The organism is Streptomyces sp. NPDC048295 (assembly GCF_040652135.1).
In the GTDB taxonomy this organism is placed as follows: domain Bacteria; phylum Actinomycetota; class Actinomycetes; order Streptomycetales; family Streptomycetaceae; genus Streptomyces.
In genome coordinates this window covers 1-17,418 of the sequence record NZ_JBEZLL010000003.1, presented here as the reverse complement: position 1 = coordinate 17,418, position 17,418 = coordinate 1, and the positions used below count along the sequence as shown (strand labels likewise).

Sequence of the window (17,418 nt, the reverse complement as noted above, 5' to 3'; positions counted from 1 at the left end):
CGGATCCCTTCACAGGCTGTGGGCAACGGCGTGTATCAGGTCTCGCGACCCGGCAACGTCCAGGGCAAGCGACTCCAGACGGGCCAGGACCTTGCGGTATTTGTTGAGTTGGGCTTCGGCATCCAGGAGGACGATGCCGTGTGCCTGATCCAGCTGAACGGTGTCCAGCTGCGGCACGGGCCCGTGAACGTAGTAGATGGGCTGTCCCGCTCCTGGGTACGCACCCGCCCTGAACGGGATCACTTGAATCGTGACCTGCTCACGCTCGCTCATGGTCAGGAGATGCGCCAGTTGCTGCCTGGCCACGGTCGGCCCGCCGAATTCCATGTGCAGAGCCGCTTCGTGGATGACCGCACGGTAAGGAGGCGGGTCCTCCCGGAAGATGACGCCTTGTCGCTTGATGCGAAAAGACAGGCGGTGCTCGACCTCCGGAGGAGGCAGAGCGGGAACAACCTGGCGGAACACCTCACGTGCATGGTCTGCGGTCTGGAGCAGCCCAGGCAGTCCGGCTGTGTGCGAGGTGCGCAGCGCGGCCCCATGATGCTCAAGCTCTGCCAGGTCCAGCAGGCCGTTGGAAAGAATCTCGCGATACTCCTCCCACCAGCCGCGCTTGCGGTCGCCGGTCATGGCTGCCAGCGCGTTGACCAACTCGTGGTCCGGGCAGTTGTAGTGGCTGGACAGTGTGCGCACGCGCTCCGCACTGACGCCATAGCGGCCGGCTTCGATGTTGCTGATGCGAGCCTGGTTGCCGCCGAGGAGCTTGGCGGCCTCGGTCGCGGTGATCCCAGCACGCTCACGCAACTTGCGAAGCTCGGCTCCCAGCCGCTGTCGGCGGGCTGTTGGCGTTGTGCTGGCTGACATCACTCTCTCCCCGGCTTCGTCACCCACACGAGGGTATCTGGCATCTATTCCGCGAACTTCATGGAATGTATTCCATGTTGCGCTCTACCTTGGGTCTCAGGCCACCCGCCCGGAAGTACCCCGCTCGACGGAGCGGCCTCGTCACCGGGCAATCGGAAATCCGCGATCCAACTTCCTCCCGTGAACGGAGACTTCCATGGTCGGTTCCACGGTATCCCCGCCCTGGACATACACCCTCCAACTCCCGCAGGATCCCCGCGCCCCCGGCGTCGCCCGTGCCACCCTCCGCAACGTCCTGCGCGTGCACGGCATGCCCGAACTCACCGAGATCGCCGAACTGTTGGCCAGCGAGCTGGTCACCAACGCCTACCTCTACTCCTCGGGGCCGTACTCCCTGCGCCTGCGCGACGCCGGACGCAGCCGCATCCGGCTCAGCGTCCGGGACACCGATCCGCACATCCCGGCCCCGTTCCGATGGGGCACTCCGGCACCGGAGGAACTGGCCGAACGCGGGCGGGGGCTGTATCTCGTCACGCTCTACGCGGAGTCCTGGGGCGCGTACCCGATGCGCGGCGGACTGCCGGGGCAGGGCGGGAAACTGCTCTGGGCCGAGTGCGCGGCCAAGGCGTAGGCGCCCCCCGCAGACCTCAGCGCGCCGCGTACTCCTCCAGCCACGCCGGGAACTCCGTCAGGGACGACAGGACGACGTCCGCGCCCGCCGCCCGGAGTTCCGTCGCGTCGCAGGGGCCCGTGGTGACCGCGACCGACAGGGCGCCGGCCGTGCGGGCGCCTCGTACGTCGCCGGTGTGGTCGCCCACGTAGATGTGGGCGCCGTGCTCGCGCAGGGCGTGGCCCTTGGCCTCGGCCCACAGGCCGCCGATGACGGCGTCGGGCTCGATGCCGAGGTGGGACATGTGGAGTTCCGCGCTCGGACGGTACTTGGCGGTGACGACTATCGTCCGGCCGCCCCGTTCGCGGATCGCCGCGATCGACTCCCGGGCGCCCGGCAGCGCGAGGCTGGGGGCGATGGCGTGTGTGGGATAGATCTCGCGGTAGCGGTCGGCGATCGCGGCCACCTTCTCGGCCGGGAACCAGTTCCGCAGCTCCTCGTCGACCGGCGGGCCGAGCCGGCTCACCACCAGGTCGGCGTCGATCGGCGTCCCCGTTTCGGCGGAAAGCGCCAGGTAGGCGGCCTTGATGCCGGGCCGGGTGTCCAGGAGCGTCATGTCGAGGTCGAAGCCGACCGTCAGGGGGTGCGAAGGCATGACCACCATTGTCGCGGGGGTGGGCGGCGCGTCCGTGCCCGGTGCGGCCTTCAGGCCCGGAATGACGGTGCTTAGACTTAGCCAAGCCTTACCTTTGCGCCGTTCACGCCACTTGTTCTCCGCCACTTGATTGGGTCCGATGTCAGCCGCCGCTCCACGCCGCCCCAGACGCGCACTTGCGACGGCGGCGGCCGTTGCGGCGCTGCTCGTGGCGGTACTCCTCAGCCTGGCCGTGGGGGCCCGTTCCATACCCCCGTCCGAAGTGTTCGACGCCCTGCTGCACGGCGGGCACTCCGACAACGCCGAAGTCATCCGGAACATGCGCGTCCCGCGCACCCTGATCGGGCTGATGGTCGGCGCCGCGCTGGCCGTCGCCGGCACCGTGCTCCAGGGCATCACCCGTAACCCCATCGCCGACCCCGGCATCCTCGGCATCAGCCAGGGCGCCTCGGTGGGTGTGGTGCTGGCCATCGCGTTCGCCGGGGTCCACAGCCTCACGGGGTACGTGTGGTTCGGCTTCGCGGGGGCGGCGATCGCCTCCGTCGCCGTGTACGCGATCGCGTCGAGCGGGCGCGGGGGCGCCACCCCCGTGAAGCTCGCGCTGGGCGGCGCCGCCATCAACGCGCTGCTGGTGTCGGTGGTCTCGGCGGTGCTGACGACCAAGGCGTCCGCACTGGACGAGTTCCGCTTCTGGCAGGTCGGCTCGCTCGGCGGGCGCGAGGCCGAGGTGGCGGGGCAGATCTGGCCGTTCGTGCTGCTCGGGACGGTGCTCGTGCTGTCCGTCGCGCGGGGGCTGGACGCGCTGGCGCTCGGCGAGGACGTCGCGAAGGGGCTCGGGCAGAACGTCGCGACGGTGCGGATCGTCGGCGGCGTCGGAGCCACGGTGCTGACCGGGGTCGGTGTCGCGGCGGCCGGGCCGATCGCTTTCATCGGGCTCGCCGTACCGCACATCGCCCGCGCGGTCGTCGGCTCCGACCACCGCTGGGTGCTGCCGATGGCGGCGCTGCTCGGGCCCGTGATGCTGCTGGTGTCCGATGTGATCGGCCGTATCGTCTTCCCGCCGAGCGAGGTCCCGGCGGGCGTGATGACGGCGCTGATCGGGGTGCCGTTCCTGGTCGCCCTCGTACGCCGGAAGGCGGTGCCCGCATGAGCGCCACGACCGAGGTCCGGGTGCGGCCGGCCGGGTATCACGTCGTACGGATCGGGGCGCGGGGGCGGTTCCTGCTGCACCGGCGGGCGGCCCTGGTCGCCGCCGCGCTCGTCGTGCTGCTGGCCGCCGTCTGTGTCGCGTACCTCTGCGTCGGCGAGAGCTTCGTCGCGCCCGGCGAGGTCGTGAAGGTGGTCCTGGGACAGCCGTCCCCCGACGAACTCGTCGTCGGCACGCTGCGGCTGCCGCGGATGACCGTGGGGCTGCTGGTCGGCACGGCCTTCGGGATCGCCGGCGCACTGATCCAGACCGTCGCCCGCAATCCCCTCGCGAGCCCCGACATCATCGGCATCAGCCAGGGGGCGAGCGCGCTCACGGTGGGCGCGATGACCTTCGGCATCACCTCGTACACGGTGCTGCCGTACCTCTCCGTCATCGGCGGGGTGGCCGCGGCGGCACTCGTGTACGTCTTCGCCTGGCGCGGCGGACTGCACGCCACCCGTTTCGTCCTCATCGGCATCGGCTTCGCCATCGCGCTGCGCTCGGTGACCACGCTGTTCCTGACGAAGGGCGACTACCTGGTCGCCCAGCAGGCGCACATCTGGATGACCGGCTCCCTCAACGGCCGTGGCTGGGCCGAGGCCGCCCCGATCGGCTGGACGCTGCTGATCCTGCTGCCCGCCGTCCTGTGGGCCGCCCGCGCGCAGCGCACCGTCTCGATGGACGACGACACCGCGACCGCGCTCGGGGTGCGGCTGGGGCGGGTACGGCTGGGTCTGGTCGCGCTCGGGGTGATCCTGGCGTCCGTGGCGACCGGCACGGCCGGACCGGTCGACTTCGTGGCGCTCCTCGCCCCGCAGATCGCCCGCCGGATGACCCGCACCGCACAGATCCCGCTGCTCTGCTCGGCGTTGCTCGGCGCGGTGATCGTGGTCTTCGCGGACCTGCTGGCACGCAGGCTCTTCTCCCCCACCGAGCTGCCGGTGGGCGTACTGACGGCGGCGGTCGGCGCCCCGTATCTGATCTGGCTGATCATCCGCGGGCAGGGCGGCGGTCGCGGCCGTAGTGGAGGCACAGCATGAGTTCGACCCCGATGTCCGACGCCACGGTGGCCGGGACCACGACCGGCCGGCTCACCGCGCGGGGGCTGACGCTCGCCTACGAGGACCGCACCGTCGTCGACGCGCTGGACCTCGACGTCCCGGACGGCCGGGTCACGGTCATCGTCGGCCCGAACGCCTGCGGCAAGTCGACCACCCTGCGCGCGCTCGGCCGGCTCCTCAGGCCGCGCGGCGGGGCCGTGCTCCTCGACGGCACCGAGCTGTCGAAGATCCCCACCCGGAAGATCGCCCAGTCGATCGGGCTGCTGCCGCAGACCCCGGTGGCCCCGGAGGCGATCACCGTCAGCGACCTCGTCGCCCGGGGCCGCCAGCCGCATCAGCACTGGTGGCAGCAGTGGTCCGACGAGGACGAGCGGGCGGTGACGGACGCCATGGCGCGTACGGACATCACCGCGCTCGGCGACCGGTCCGTGGACGAGCTGTCCGGCGGTCAGCGCCAGCGGGTCTGGATCGCGATGGCGCTCGCCCAGGAGACCGATCTGCTGCTGCTCGACGAACCGACCACGTACCTCGACATCGCGCACCAGGTGGAGGTCCTGGACCTGGTGCGCCGGCTCACCGCCCCGGCGGCGGACGGCAGCCGCGGCCGGACCGTCGTCACCGTGCTCCACGACCTCAACCAGGCCGCCCGGTACGCGGACCACCTGGTCGCCATGAAGGCGGGCCGGATCGTCGCCGAGGGCCACCCGCAGGACATCGTCACCGCCGGACTCGTACGCGAGGTCTTCGGCCTGGAAGCGGTGATCGTCCCGGACCCGGTGACCGGTTCACCGCTCGTCGTGCCGGGCGCCCCGTGGCAGGCCGGACCGGCCGCGTGAGCCCGCGCGCCGGAACATCCACGACCGACCACCCCCGTCCCCACGAAAGGCACCCCATGGCCTCCTCCGTCCGCCGCCGCGGCCTCGTTCTCGGCGCGCTCTCCCTGGCCGGCGCGCTCACGCTCTCCGCCTGCGGATTCTCCGAGTCCGGCGGGAGCGCCACCGGCTCCTCCGACTCGGGCTCCGGCGCCGGCTCCGCGAAGACCCGCACGGTCAAGACGGCCATGGGTGATGTCGAGGTCCCGGTGGCCCCCGAGCGCGTCGTGGTCCTCGACACCGGTGAACTGGACTCCGCGCTCACCCTCGGCGTGCGGCCCGTCGGCGCGACGCACTCGGCGTCGGAGGACGGCTTCCCCTCCTACCTGCCCGCGAGCCGGACGAAGGGCATCAAGGAGGTCGGCGAGATCGCCAACCCCGACCTGGAGACCGTCGCCTCGCTGAAGCCGGACCTGATCCTCACCTCCAAGGTCCGCGACGGCGACCGTTACGAGCAGCTGAAGGCGATCGCCCCGACCGTCATGACGGAGTCCACCGGAACCGCCTGGAAGGAGAACTTCCAGCTGCACGCGGAGGCGCTCGGCAAGCAGGCCGAGGCGAAGAAGGCCGTCGCCGACTACGACGCCCATGTCGCGAAGGTGACCGAGGCGATCGGCGGCAGGAAGAAGGCCGCCGACACCGACGTCAACTTCGTCCGCTTCGTCGAGGGAGCCGACATCCGCATCTACGGCAAGCAGAACTACATCGGCTCGATCCTCGCCGACCTCGGCATGGGCCGCCCCGCGATCACCGACAAGGCCAAGGACGGCTTCTCGTACGACGTGTCGCCCGAGAAGATCGACCTCGCGGACGCGGACGTCGTCTTCACGTCGACGTACGGCGACCCGGCGAAGGCGAGGACCACCAGCACGATGAACAGCGGCCTGTGGAAGGGGCTGAAGGCGTCCAGGGACGGGAAGGTCTTCAAGGTCGACGACCGGCTGTGGATCGCGGGCATCGGCTACACCGCCGCGGGCAGGATCCTCGACGAGTTCCAGGCGAAGATGACCGGCTGACGTCCCGGCCCCGCCCGGCGCGGCGGGGGCGCAGCCCGGCCGACACGACCAGGACCGGCTGACGTCCCGAACCCGCCCAGCGGAACCGGGACGCGGCCCCGGCCGACACGACCAGGACCGGCTGACGTCCCGAACCCGCCCGGCACAACCAGGGCGTGGCCCCGGCCGTCACTGCCGTGGCCTCCGCGACCGCCACACCAGGTAGAGCGCGGAGGCGACGGCCGCCCCCCGCACCACCCACGGCCACGTCTGGTCGATCGCGTCGTTCATCTGCCCGGTCCCGATGGGCTCGCCCCACCGGCCGTCGGTCCTGCCCCACAGCCAGACCAGGGCACCCGCCGCGACCACGCCCGGCAGCCCCATCGCGGCCCACTTCGCCTCCACGCGGGACAGGGTGCGCGAGCTGTACGCGAGCAGCCAGCCGCCCGCCAGGGCCAGCCAGGAACCCGTCACGGCGCCCGCCACCAGCAGCACCGCGGCGAGCAGCAGCAGCGGGTGGGAGAAGCCGTGGCCACCCGCCCGGTCCTCGCGCGCCGCACGGCGCCAAAGCCGCGGGAACCGGCGGCGGCGCGGCGCCTCCTGCTCCGCCTCTTCCTCCCCGGCACCCGGCTCCCCGTCCGGCTCCTCGTCCCCCGCCGCGCGCGGGCGCGGCACCGCTGCCGCTTCCCCGGACGGCGGCCGCCTCATCATGTCCGGGATCTCGACCCCGCCGACGAACCCCGGCACGGCGACCCCGTCGTCGAACGGCCCCGGCTCGATCCGCCACCAGTCGGGCTCGCTCCCGGACGGGCCCAGCTCGTCCGTACCGGCCATGTGCGGCGGCGAGGGCACCCGGCCGGCCGGCGCCTCCGGCGCACCGGACCCGGGCTCCTCGGGCTCCTCGGGCCGCGACGCGCCCTTGCGCGAACTGTCTTTGCCGTCCTTCCGGAGCATCCCCTTGCGCGGCCGGGGGATGCTCCGGCCCTCCTGCGCCGCGGGCTCCGGCCGCCCCGCGATCTCCACCGTGCCGTCGCCCGACGAGGCCGCGGCGGCCACCAGTTCGTCCGGTGTGCCGAGCCTCCCGATGATGCGGCGGACCGCCGCCGGGCTGTCCCCGGACGGCTTCCCGCGCTGCCGGTCGATCTCGCCCCGGAGCGTCGCCACCAGCCTCATCCGGGCGGCCGAGGACAGCTGTTGCTGCTGCGCCAGGTCCCCGACCCGGCTCAGATAGTCGTAGACCAGCTGGTCGCTCTCGATCCCCACGCGATCGTTCCCCTCTACCGCCGTGCACCGACGGTAGCGCCCTCGGAGCCTCTCGGGCCTGTCCGGAGCGGCTACCGTGGGACGGATGGGGATGACCACACCACCGCGGACGCTCGCCGAAGCTCTTCGCGCCCGGGACGACGAGTCGCTGGCCGGGCTGCTGCGCGCCCGCCCCGATCTCCTCAACCCGGTGCCGGGCGACATCACCCAGCTCGCGACGAGGGCCGGCACCCGCGCCTCCGTCGTACGCGCGCTGGAGCACCTCGACAAGTTCGCCCTGCAGACCGCCGAGGCGCTCGCGGTGGCCACCGACCCCGCCCCGTACGAGACGCTGCTCGGGCTGCTCACCGGCGACGGCCGGGACGACGGCGAGCACCGTGACGGCGCGGGCGCGGCGATCGCGGGCGCGCTGCCCGGCGCGCTGGCCACCCTGCGCGAACAGGCCCTCGTCTGGGGCGAGGACGAGCGGCTGCGGCTGGTGCGCACGGCGCGCGAGATCCTCGCGCCGTCCCCGCAGCACGCCTCCCCCACCGGTCTCGGGCCGACCGTCGCCGAGGCGACCTCCGGCATGTCGCCGGGCCGCCTCCAGGAGATCCTGACCGCCGCCGGGCTCCCCGCCACGCACGACCCGGTCTCCGCCGTGGCCGCCTTGTCCGCGCTCTTCACCGACCGGGCCAGGATGGGAGAGCTGCTGGACAGCGCCCCGGCCGAGGCCCTGTCCGTACTGGACCGGCTGGTGTGGGGGCCGCCGTACGGGGAGGTGACCCCGAACCCCACCCCGCCCGTGAAGTGGCTGCGCGACCACGGGCTGCTGCTGCCCGTGTCGACCCGCACCGTGGTGCTGCCCCGCGAGGCCGCCCTGCATCTGCGGGCCGGGCGCGCCCACCGCGTACCGGAACCGCGGCCGCCGGCCGTGGAGGCGGTCGCCAACCGCGATCCACAGGCTGTGGACAGCGCCGCGGCCGGCCAGGCGTTCCTGGCGGTGAACACCGTCGAGGAGCTGCTGAAGAGCTGGAACGGCGGCGGCCCCGCGATACTGCGGGCCGGCGGGCTCAGCGTCCGCGAGCTGAAGAAGACCGCCACCGCCCTGGAGGTCCCCGAGCAGGTCGCCGCGTTCTGGGTCGAACTCGCCTACGCGGCCGGGCTGCTCGCCTCCGACGGGGAGGCCGACGAACGCTACGCGCCGACGCCCGCGTACGACGACTGGGCCGAACTCCCCGCCCAGGAACGCTGGACGGCCCTCGCCACCGCCTGGCTCGCCGCCACCCGCACCTCCGGCCTGGTCGGCGGCCAGGACGCCAAGGGCCGCGCCCTGTCCGCGCTGGGCCCCGAACTCGACCGCTCCGCCGCCCCCGAAGTACGCCACCGGGTCCTCGCCCTCCTCTCCGCCCTGGAACCCGGCACCGCCCCCGACCCGGAGACCGTCCTCGCCCGGCTGCGCTGGGAACGCCCCCTGCGCGGCGCCTCCGTCTCGGCCGGGGACACCGTCGACCTGCGGTCCCGGATCGCCCTGTGGACGCTCAACGAGTCCGAGCTCCTCGGCATCACCGGCCGCGGCGCGCTCGCCACGCACACCCGGGCCCTGCTCGGCACCGGGCCCGCCGAGGCCGCCGCGCTGCTCGCGCCGCTCATCCCGGAACCGCTGGACCACGTACTGCTCCAGGCCGACCTGACGGCCGTCGCCCCCGGCCCGCTGGAACGCCCCCTGGCCGACATGCTCTCCGCCCTCGCGGACATCGAGTCGAAGGGCGGCGCGACGGTCTACCGCTTCACCCCCGGCTCCGTACGCCGCGCCCTGGACGCCGGGCAGTCCGCGGCCGACCTGCACGCGTTCCTCGCCGCCCACAGCCGCACGCCCGTCCCGCAGCCGCTCAGCTATCTCATCGACGACGTGGCCCGCCGCCACGGCCACCTCCGGATCGGCGCCGCCTCCTCGTACGTGCGCTGCGACGACGAGGCCGTGCTGAACGAGATCCTCGCCGACAAGCGCTCGGCCACCCTGCGCCTGCGCCGCCTCGCGCCGACCGCCGTGGCCGCCCAGGTCGACCCCGCGTCCCTGCTCGAAGGGCTGCGCGAGATGGGGTACGCGCCGGCCGCCGAGTCCGCCGAGGGCGATGTCCTGATCACCCGCGCGGGCGCCCGCCGCACCCCGCCCCGCACGGCCCCCGTCCCCGTGCCGGAGGGCCCTCCGGTCCCGGACGAGACCCTGCTCGGCGCGGCGGTCCGGGCGATCCGCGCCGGGGACACGGCCGCCACGGTGGTCCGCAAGGACGCCCCGGAATCGCCCGCCACCGCGCCCGGCGCCCTGCCCCGCACCACCTCCGCCGAGACCCTCGCCACCGTCCAGGCCGCCGCGATGACCGGCTCGGCGCTCTGGATCGGCTATGTGAACGCGGACGGCGCCGCCAGCCAGCGCGTCATCGCCCCGGTCCGGGTCGAGGGCGGTTTCGTCACGGCGTACGACCACACGGCGGACGAGGTCCGCACGTACCCGCTGCACCGCATCACCGGCGTCGCCGAACTGGCCGACGACACCACGGCGTAGCCCCCGGCACCTCCCCGCCCCTTCCCCGTCCCCTCCCCATCGGCCACGGCCGGACGTGGCAGCCGGACGTGGCAGTGCGTGCGAATCGGGGGCGGGCCGGCCGGGCGAAGGGCACACTCTGTCGTGTCCACGACGCTGGAGGGGGATGTCATGCGGCGCACCGAAGCGGCCAGGCAGCTGGGGGGATTCGTCCGTGAGCACCGTACCGACGGGGGCAGACGGCTGCGGCACGCCGGAATGATGCTCCTCGTCGGGGCGGTGGGCATGGCTTTCGGGGTGCCGGTGGCCGTCGCGTCGATCGGCACCACCCACGGGGCTCCGGAGCTGGCCGGCCTGCTGCTCGGCGTCGGGCTGATAGGGCTGGGGCTGGGCATCTGGCGGCTGGTCCAGGGGTTCCGTACCCGTGAGCAGTGCTTCGACATCCACGAACGGGGGCTGACCCACCGCGTCGCGGGCACCGTCACCCTGGTCCCGTGGCAGGACATCGCGTCCGTCGGCGCGCGCGGCGAGGAAGACCGGCCGCTGGCCGAGGCCCGCGGCGTGGGCTTCACCTGTGACCTCGTGCTGACCGACGGACGCAGGATCCGCGTCGACACCTTCACCGAGGACGTCCGGCAACTGGCGCAGACCGTTCACGCCGCCGTACACCTGGGGCAGCTCCCCGAAGGACGGGGCCGCCGCCGGGCGGACTGACCGGCGGACGGGCCCGCACCCGGCGCGACCGCGCCCGCATGCGGCACACTGGACGTTTGGCCGCATCCGTGGCCGCACCCCGCAGAAAGGGCCGACGCGCGTGACCGGACCTCTCATCGTCCAGAGCGACAAGACGCTGCTCCTCGAAGTCGACCACGACCAGGCCGACGCCTGCCGCCGGGCCATCGCGCCCTTCGCCGAGCTGGAGCGGGCGCCCGAGCACATCCACACCTACCGGCTGACGCCGCTCGGGCTGTGGAACGCGCGCGCCGCCGGGCACGACGCCGAGCAGGTCGTCGACGCCCTCGTGCAGTACTCGCGCTACCCCGTTCCGCACGCGCTGCTCGTCGACATCGCCGAGACGATGGCCAGGTACGGCCGCCTCACCCTGTCCAAGCACCCGGTGCACGGCCTGGTGCTGACCTCCACCGACCGGCCCGTGCTGGAGGAGATCCTCCGGTCGAAGAAGGTGCAGCCGCTGGTCGGGGCGCGGATCGACCCGGACACCGTGGCGGTGCACCCGTCCGAGCGCGGGCAGATCAAGCAGACGCTGCTGAAGCTGGGCTGGCCGGCCGAGGACCTCGCCGGTTACGTCGACGGCGAGGCGCACCCCATCGATCTGGCCGAGGACGGCTGGGCGCTGCGGCCGTACCAGAAGCAGGCCGTCGAAGGGTTCTGGCACGGTGGCTCGGGTGTCGTCGTACTGCCCTGTGGTGCGGGGAAGACCCTGGTCGGGGCCGGTGCCATGGCCCAGGCGAAGGCGACCACGCTGATCCTGGTGACGAACACCGTCTCGGCCCGGCAGTGGAAGCACGAGCTGGTGAAGCGGACTTCGCTGACCGAGGACGAGATCGGCGAGTACAGCGGTACGCGCAAGGAGATCCGGCCGGTCACCATCGCCACGTACCAGGTGCTGACGACCCGTCGCAAGGGCGTCTACCCGCACCTGGAGCTGTTCGACTCCCGCGACTGGGGGCTGGTGATCTACGACGAGGTGCATCTGCTGCCCGCGCCCGTCTTCAAGTTCACCGCCGACCTCCAGGCCCGGCGGCGCCTCGGTCTCACCGCGACGCTGGTGCGCGAGGACGGCCGCGAATCGGACGTCTTCTCGCTGATCGGGCCCAAGCGGTTCGACGCCCCGTGGAAGGAGATCGAGGCGCAGGGCTACATCGCGCCGGCCGACTGCGTCGAGGTGCGGGTCAATCTGACGGACTCGGAGCGGCTTGCCTACGCGACCGCCGAGGCCGAGGAGAAGTACCGGTTCTGTGCGACGACCGCGACGAAGCGGAAGGTGACGGAGGCGCTGGTGCGCAAGCACCGCGGCGAGCAGACCCTGGTCATCGGGCAGTACATCGACCAGCTCGACGAGCTGGGTGAGCATCTGAACGCCCCGGTGATCAAGGGCGAGACGAGCAACGCCCAGCGCGAGAAGCTCTTCGACGCGTTCCGGGAGGGCGAACTCCACGTCCTGGTGGTCTCGAAGGTCGCGAACTTCTCCATCGACCTGCCGGAGGCGACCGTCGCGATCCAGGTCTCGGGGACCTTCGGCTCGCGCCAGGAGGAGGCGCAGCGGCTCGGCCGGGTGCTGCGGCCGAAGGCGGACGGGCACGAGGCGCGGTTCTACTCGGTGGTCGCGCGCGACACGATCGACCAGGACTTCGCGGCGCACCGCCAGCGGTTCCTGGCCGAGCAGGGGTACGCGTACCGGATCGTGGACGCGGACGAGCTGCTGGCCGACAGCTGACCGGCGGTCGCGGGTGTGCCCGGTCGTGCTCAGTGGGCGTGGTGGCGGCGGACGCCCGCCTCCTCCGCGTACTCGCCGAGCACGACCACGCCGAACGCGGCGCGGGCGAAGACCTTGACGGCGCGGACCGCGTCGCCGAGGCGGTGGCTGCGGTGGTGACCGGTGGCCGCGGTCGCGCCGTGCGCGGGGCCGGTCCTGCGGGGGTTCAGGAGAACTGTGCTCATGTGTTCCATGGTCCTGCGTCCGGCTCGTACGGGCATCGGCCCGCGGGCGGAATCCGGGAGCGGCGCGGGTAGGTCTGCGGTCGCATGCCGTCCCCTACGGGATGGACGCCGTCGGTAATCCGCTCGCCCCCGGCGGACGCGGTCGATACAATCGCCGGTCTGCCCGCCTCCCGCACCGTGGTACCGGCAGCGGCCCGCAAGGTCCCGCCGGCAGCCGGGGGAGCGCCGCCGACCGGACGGAAACCGGCCGACAGCCGTACGCGCACCCGCTGCGCGTACCCGTGATCGATCCCCCAGCGGACCGCATCGCCCCCGAGCACCTGCCGGGGACGGGCTGCGGTCCGCCGTCCTGCGTTGAACAGCCGGAGGCAACACCGTGCCCGCGCACGAACACGAGAGCGACACCACCACCGATCCCCTGGCCCGCGAACGCGCCCATCTCACGGCGTCCCGCGCCGCGTTGCGCGCCATGCGCGAGGACGCCCAGGCCCTGGACATCCGCGATGTCACCGCGAACTGGGTCAACGCGGCCGTCCTGCAGGCGCAGATCGACGAGCGCATCAAGTCGCTCGCCGATCTCGCCCACACCCCGCTCTTCTTCGGGCGGCTGGACTATCTGCACCGGGTCGGTGCCGAGCAGGCCGAGGGCGCGGAGGGCGAGCAGTTCTACATCGGGCGCCGCCATGTCCACGACGCCGGCGGGGACCCGATGGTCATCGACTGGCGCGCGCCCGTCTCGCAGCCGTTCTACCGGGCGTCCAGGAAGGACCCGCAGGACGTGGGGCAGCGTCGCCGCTTCGGTTACACCGGCGGTGAGCTGACCGCGTACGAGGACGAGCACCTCACCGACCCCGCCGAGGCCGAGCAGACCAGCAAGCTGCTCCAGGCGGAGATCGAGCGGCCGCGTGTCGGTCCGATGCGGGACATCGTCGCGACGATCCAGCCCGAGCAGGACGAGATCGTCCGCAGCGAGCTCGGCGGGACGGTGTGCGTGCAGGGTGGCCCCGGCACCGGGAAGACGGCCGTCGGCCTGCACCGGGTGGCGTATCTGCTGTACGCGCACCGGGAGCGGCTGGCCCGTACCGGCACCCTGGTCATCGGGCCGAACCGGTCCTTCCTCCAGTACATCGAGCAGGTGCTGCCGGCCCTCGGTGAGCTGGCGGTGAAGCAGGCGACCGTCGACGACCTGGTGACGGCCGGCATCGAGGTGCGCGGGGAGGACCCGGCGGACGCCGCCGTCGTCAAGGGCGACGCCCGGATGGCCGAAGTGCTGCGGCGGGCGATCCGTTCGCATGTGACGCCGCCGACGGAGCCGGTCGTGGTGGTGCGCGGTTCGCGGCGCTGGCGGGTTCCGGCGTACGAGCTGGAGGAGATGGTCACCGAGCTGCTGGCCCGCGACATGCGCTACGGGGCCGCCCACGACGCGCTTCCGCAGCGCATCGCGCACTCCGTCCTGGTCCGGATGGAGGAGGCGGGCGAGGCGCCCGACGACCGGGTGCAGAACGCGGTGGCCCGCAATCCCGCCGTGAAGGCTGCGGTGAAGGCGATCTGGCCGGCCGTCGACCCGGCGAAGCTGGTGCTGCGGCTGCTGTCGGACGCGGAGTTCCTGGCCGCCCACGCCCAGGGGCTGCTCAGCGAGGACGAGCAGAAGACGATCCTGTGGACGAAGCCGGCCCGGAGCGTGAAGTCGGCGAAGTGGTCGGCGGCGGACGCGGTGCTGATCGACGAGGCGAACGATCTGGTGGCGCGTACGCATTCGCTCGGCCATGTGGTGCTCGACGAGGCGCAGGACCTGTCCCCCATGCAGTACCGGGCGGTGGGGCGGCGCTGCACCACGGGTTCGGCGACGGTCCTCGGCGATCTCGCCCAGGGCACGACGCCGTGGTCGACGGAGAGCTGGGCGCAGGCGCTGCACCATCTCGGCAAGTCGGACGCGGTGGTGGAGGAGCTGACGGCGGGCTTCCGTGTGCCGCGCGAGGTGATCGCGTACGCCTCGCGGCTGCTGCCGGTGATCTCGCCGGGCCTGGCGGCGGTGGAGTCGGTGCGTGAGTCGCCGGGTTCGCTGGAGGTGCGGGCGGCGGGCGGTCCGGCGGAGCTGGACGCGGCGGTGCTGGCGGCGTGCGAGGAGTCGCTGGAGCGGGAGGGTTCGATCGGCCTGATCGCGGCCGACGCGCGGATCCCCGCGCTGGCTCAGGCGCTGGCCGCGGCGGGGCACGCGTATCTCTCGCCCGGTGAGGAGACGACCGCCGAGTCCCGCCTGACCCTGGTCCCGGCGTCGCTGGCGAAGGGCCTGGAGTACGACTACGTGGTGCTGGACGAGCCGGCCGCGGTGGTCGACGGCGAACCGGACGAACGGACGGGCCTGCGTCGGCTGTACGTGGCGCTGACGCGTGCGGTGTCGGGGCTGACGGTGGTGCACTCGGCGGAGCTGCCGGCCGAGCTGGTACGCAGCGTCTGAGGAGCGGGGGTGCGGGGCAGAGCCCCCGCACCCCCGGATCCCCGTCCCGCTACGCGTCGAGCACGGTGCGCCACTCCCGTACCGCTGCCGCGTCCACCGGCCCCGACCACCCGTGCGGGCGCGCCGCGCCGCCGATGTGCACGGCGTCGATGCCCGCGGCCAGCAGCTCCGGCAGGTGCTCCAGGCGCAGCCCGCCGCCCACCAGGATCTGCGGCTCGTAGCCGGGCTCGCCCTTGCGGGCCGCCTCGGCCAGCAGTGTCGGGATGCCGTCGTCGACGCCCTTGGGCGAGCCGGCGGTGAGGTACGTGTCCAGGCCGGGCAGGTCCGCCAGCCGCTTGCGCAGGGCGTCCCGGTCGGCGGCCCGGTCGATCGCCCGGTGGAAGGTCCAGCGGCAGCCGTCCAGCTCGGCGACGAGCCGTTCGACGGCGACCAGGTCCGGGCGGCCCTCCTCGTCGAGGAAACCGAGGACGAATTCCTCGGCGCCCGCCGCGCGCAGCTCGCGCGCCCGGTCCACCAGCACCTCGATGTCGCCGGCCGCGAAACCGTCCGCCAGCCTGAGCATCACCCGCAGCGGGATGTCCACCGCGGCCCGGATCTCCGCGAAGGTCGCACAGGACGGGGTCAGACCGTCCGCCGCCATGTCGGTGACCAGCTCAAGCCGGTCCGCACCACCCGCCTGGGCGGCGACCGCGTCCTCCGCGTCGAGAGCGATCACCTCCAGGACTGCACGGTTGCTCATGGGCCCATCCTCCAGGAAGCATCAATAGGTCTAGTCCAATGGCCAGCCTACGGGTCGGTACACCGAGGATGCAGCCTCAATGCCAGGCGAAGATACGTGAGGTCAGACGCACATCGGGTGATCGAACGCTCACGATCCGGGCCCGTGCGGCATATCCACCCTTGCGTTTCATAGGGGAGGGGGGTATACCTGAATCAGCAATGCATACCCCCTAGGGGTATCACCGTCACCGCCAGGGAGGACATCGTGTCCGCGCACACCGCCACAACCGGCACTGCCACCGGCACCGCAGAGGTCGAGCTCGCGATCGGCGGCATGACCTGCGCCTCCTGCGCGGCCCGCATCGAGAAGAAGCTCAACCGGATGGACGGCGTCGAGGCCACCGTCAACTACGCCACCGAGAAGGCCAAGGTCAGCTACCGGGGCGAGGACATCTCCGTACAGGACCTGATCACCACCGTCGAGAAGACCGGCTACACCGCGCACGAGCCCGCTCCCCCGGTACGCGCCGAGGAGGACGCCCCCGAGGCCGACGGGGCCGACGAGCTGCGGCCCCTGCGCCAGCGGCTGCTGACCGCCGTCGCGCTCGCCGTGCCGGTGATCGCGATGTCGATGATCCCGGCGCTCCAGTTCGACTACTGGCAGTGGCTCTCGCTGACGCTGACGGCCCCCGTCGTCACCTATGCCGCCTGGCCGTTCCACAAGGCCGCCTGGACCAACGCCCGGCACGGCGCGGCGACGATGGACACGCTGATCTCGGTCGGCACCTCGGCCGCGTTCCTCTGGTCGCTGTGGGCGCTGTTCTTCGGCACGGCGGGCATGGTCGGCATGACGCACCCCTTCGAACTGACCATCGGACGGAGCGACGGCGCCGGGAACATCTATCTGGAGGCGGCCGCCGGAGTCACCGCCTTCATCCTGGCCGGACGCTACTTCGAGGCCCGCTCCAAGCGGAAGGCGGGCGCGGCCCTCAAGGCACTGCTGGAGCTCGGCGCCAAGGAGGTCACCGTGTTGCGCGGCGGCGGCGAGGTGACCGTACCGACCGCCGAACTCCAGGTCGGCGACCGGTTCCTGGTCCGCCCCGGCGAGAAGATCGCCACCGACGGCACCGTCGTCGAGGGTGCCTCGGCCGTGGACGCCTCGATGCTCACCGGCGAGTCCGTGCCCGTGGAGGTCGGCGTCGGCGACTCCGTCACCGGGGCCACGCTCAACGCGGGCGGCCGGCTCGTCGTCGAGGCGACCAGGATCGGCGCCGACACCCAGCTGGCCCGGATGGCGAAGCTGGTCGAGGACGCGCAGAACGGCAAGGCGGCGGCCCAGCGCCTCGCGGACCGGATCTCGGCCGTCTTCGTCCCCGTCGTCATCGCCCTGGCGCTCGGCACGCTCGGCTTCTGGCTCGGCAACGGCGCGGGCCTGACCGCCGCGTTCACCGCCGCCGTGGCCGTGCTGATCATCGCCTGCCCCTGCGCCCTGGGCCTCGCCACCCCGACCGCCCTCATGGTCGGCACC

Annotated in this window: 15 protein-coding genes; 10 read left to right on the top strand and 5 right to left on the bottom strand. The window is 72.7% G+C overall.

Features of this window, described 5'->3' with window-relative positions; translation table 11 throughout:
* Positions 1-9: 9 nt before the first annotated feature.
* Positions 10-861, bottom strand: coding sequence for a helix-turn-helix transcriptional regulator (locus AB0D53_RS04560; protein WP_362440037.1), 852 nt, complete (start codon positions 859-861; stop codon positions 10-12).
* A gap of 196 nt (positions 862-1,057) precedes the next feature.
* Here AB0D53_RS04560 and AB0D53_RS04555 point away from each other — a divergent pair, with 196 nt between their 5' ends.
* Positions 1,058-1,492 carry an ATP-binding protein gene (locus AB0D53_RS04555; RefSeq protein WP_362440034.1) on the top strand — a complete coding sequence of 145 codons (435 nt, stop codon included), beginning with the start codon at positions 1,058-1,060 and terminating at the stop codon, positions 1,490-1,492.
* Between the two features lie 16 nt (positions 1,493-1,508).
* Here AB0D53_RS04555 and AB0D53_RS04550 read toward each other — a convergent pair whose 3' ends face one another.
* Positions 1,509-2,126, bottom strand: a complete 618-nt coding sequence (locus AB0D53_RS04550) for an HAD family hydrolase (protein ID WP_362440031.1) — start codon at positions 2,124-2,126, stop codon at positions 1,509-1,511.
* 139 nt (positions 2,127-2,265) lie between these two features.
* On the opposite strand from AB0D53_RS04550, the gene AB0D53_RS04545 reads away from it, so the two are divergent.
* Genes AB0D53_RS04545 through AB0D53_RS04530 form a run of 4 tightly spaced genes read left to right on the top strand, consistent with a single transcriptional unit; the run spans position 2,266 to position 6,264 of the window.
* On the top strand, positions 2,266-3,276 hold the full coding sequence (locus AB0D53_RS04545; RefSeq protein WP_362440028.1) for an iron ABC transporter permease: 1,011 nt from the start codon (positions 2,266-2,268) through the stop codon (positions 3,274-3,276).
* Entirely contained in the window at positions 3,273-4,355 is a 1,083-nt protein-coding gene (locus tag AB0D53_RS04540) for an iron chelate uptake ABC transporter family permease subunit (protein WP_362440025.1), read from the top strand. The genes AB0D53_RS04545 and AB0D53_RS04540 overlap by 4 nt, the downstream gene beginning before the upstream one ends.
* Positions 4,352-5,212 carry an ABC transporter ATP-binding protein gene (locus tag AB0D53_RS04535; RefSeq protein ID WP_362440022.1) on the top strand — a complete coding sequence of 287 codons (861 nt, stop codon included), beginning with the start codon at positions 4,352-4,354 and terminating at the stop codon, positions 5,210-5,212. The genes AB0D53_RS04540 and AB0D53_RS04535 overlap by 4 nt, the downstream gene beginning before the upstream one ends.
* A gap of 56 nt (positions 5,213-5,268) precedes the next feature.
* Positions 5,269-6,264, top strand: coding sequence for an iron-siderophore ABC transporter substrate-binding protein (locus tag AB0D53_RS04530; RefSeq protein WP_362440019.1), 996 nt, complete (start codon positions 5,269-5,271; stop codon positions 6,262-6,264).
* 168 nt (positions 6,265-6,432) lie between these two features.
* Here the strand turns inward: AB0D53_RS04530 and AB0D53_RS04525 are convergent, their stop codons facing one another.
* On the bottom strand, positions 6,433-7,506 hold the full coding sequence (locus tag AB0D53_RS04525; protein WP_362440016.1) for a hypothetical protein: 1,074 nt from the start codon (positions 7,504-7,506) through the stop codon (positions 6,433-6,435).
* A gap of 85 nt (positions 7,507-7,591) precedes the next feature.
* Here AB0D53_RS04525 and AB0D53_RS04520 point away from each other — a divergent pair, with 85 nt between their 5' ends.
* The 3 genes from AB0D53_RS04520 (at position 7,592) to AB0D53_RS04510 (ending at position 12,488) form a co-directional block, all read left to right on the top strand.
* Positions 7,592-10,051 (top strand): helicase C-terminal domain-containing protein, encoded by a 2,460-nt coding sequence (locus AB0D53_RS04520; protein ID WP_362440013.1) that lies wholly within the window; start codon positions 7,592-7,594, stop codon positions 10,049-10,051.
* 150 nt (positions 10,052-10,201) lie between these two features.
* Positions 10,202-10,744, top strand: a complete 543-nt coding sequence (locus AB0D53_RS04515; protein WP_362440010.1) for a hypothetical protein — start codon at positions 10,202-10,204, stop codon at positions 10,742-10,744.
* 100 nt (positions 10,745-10,844) lie between these two features.
* The gene (locus AB0D53_RS04510; RefSeq protein WP_362440006.1) at positions 10,845-12,488 is read left to right on the top strand and encodes a DNA repair helicase XPB; all 1,644 of its coding nucleotides are present in this window, start codon (positions 10,845-10,847) and stop codon (positions 12,486-12,488) included.
* 29 nt (positions 12,489-12,517) lie between these two features.
* Here AB0D53_RS04510 and AB0D53_RS04505 read toward each other — a convergent pair whose 3' ends face one another.
* The gene (locus tag AB0D53_RS04505; protein ID WP_362440002.1) at positions 12,518-12,712 is read right to left on the bottom strand and encodes a hypothetical protein; all 195 of its coding nucleotides are present in this window, start codon (positions 12,710-12,712) and stop codon (positions 12,518-12,520) included.
* Positions 12,713-13,088: 376 nt separating this feature from the next.
* Between AB0D53_RS04505 and AB0D53_RS04500 the strand changes: the two genes are divergently transcribed.
* Positions 13,089-15,170, top strand: a complete 2,082-nt coding sequence (locus AB0D53_RS04500) for a UvrD-helicase domain-containing protein (protein WP_362439999.1) — start codon at positions 13,089-13,091, stop codon at positions 15,168-15,170.
* Between the two features lie 49 nt (positions 15,171-15,219).
* On the opposite strand, the gene AB0D53_RS04495 is transcribed toward AB0D53_RS04500, so the two are convergent.
* Complete coding sequence (locus AB0D53_RS04495; protein WP_329813446.1) at positions 15,220-15,909, bottom strand: copper homeostasis protein CutC; 690 nt, start codon at positions 15,907-15,909, stop codon at positions 15,220-15,222.
* Positions 15,910-16,155: 246 nt separating this feature from the next.
* Here AB0D53_RS04495 and AB0D53_RS04490 point away from each other — a divergent pair.
* The coding region (locus AB0D53_RS04490) for an HAD-IC family P-type ATPase (RefSeq protein ID WP_362439996.1) at positions 16,156-17,418 on the top strand (1,263 nt) is incomplete at its 3' end.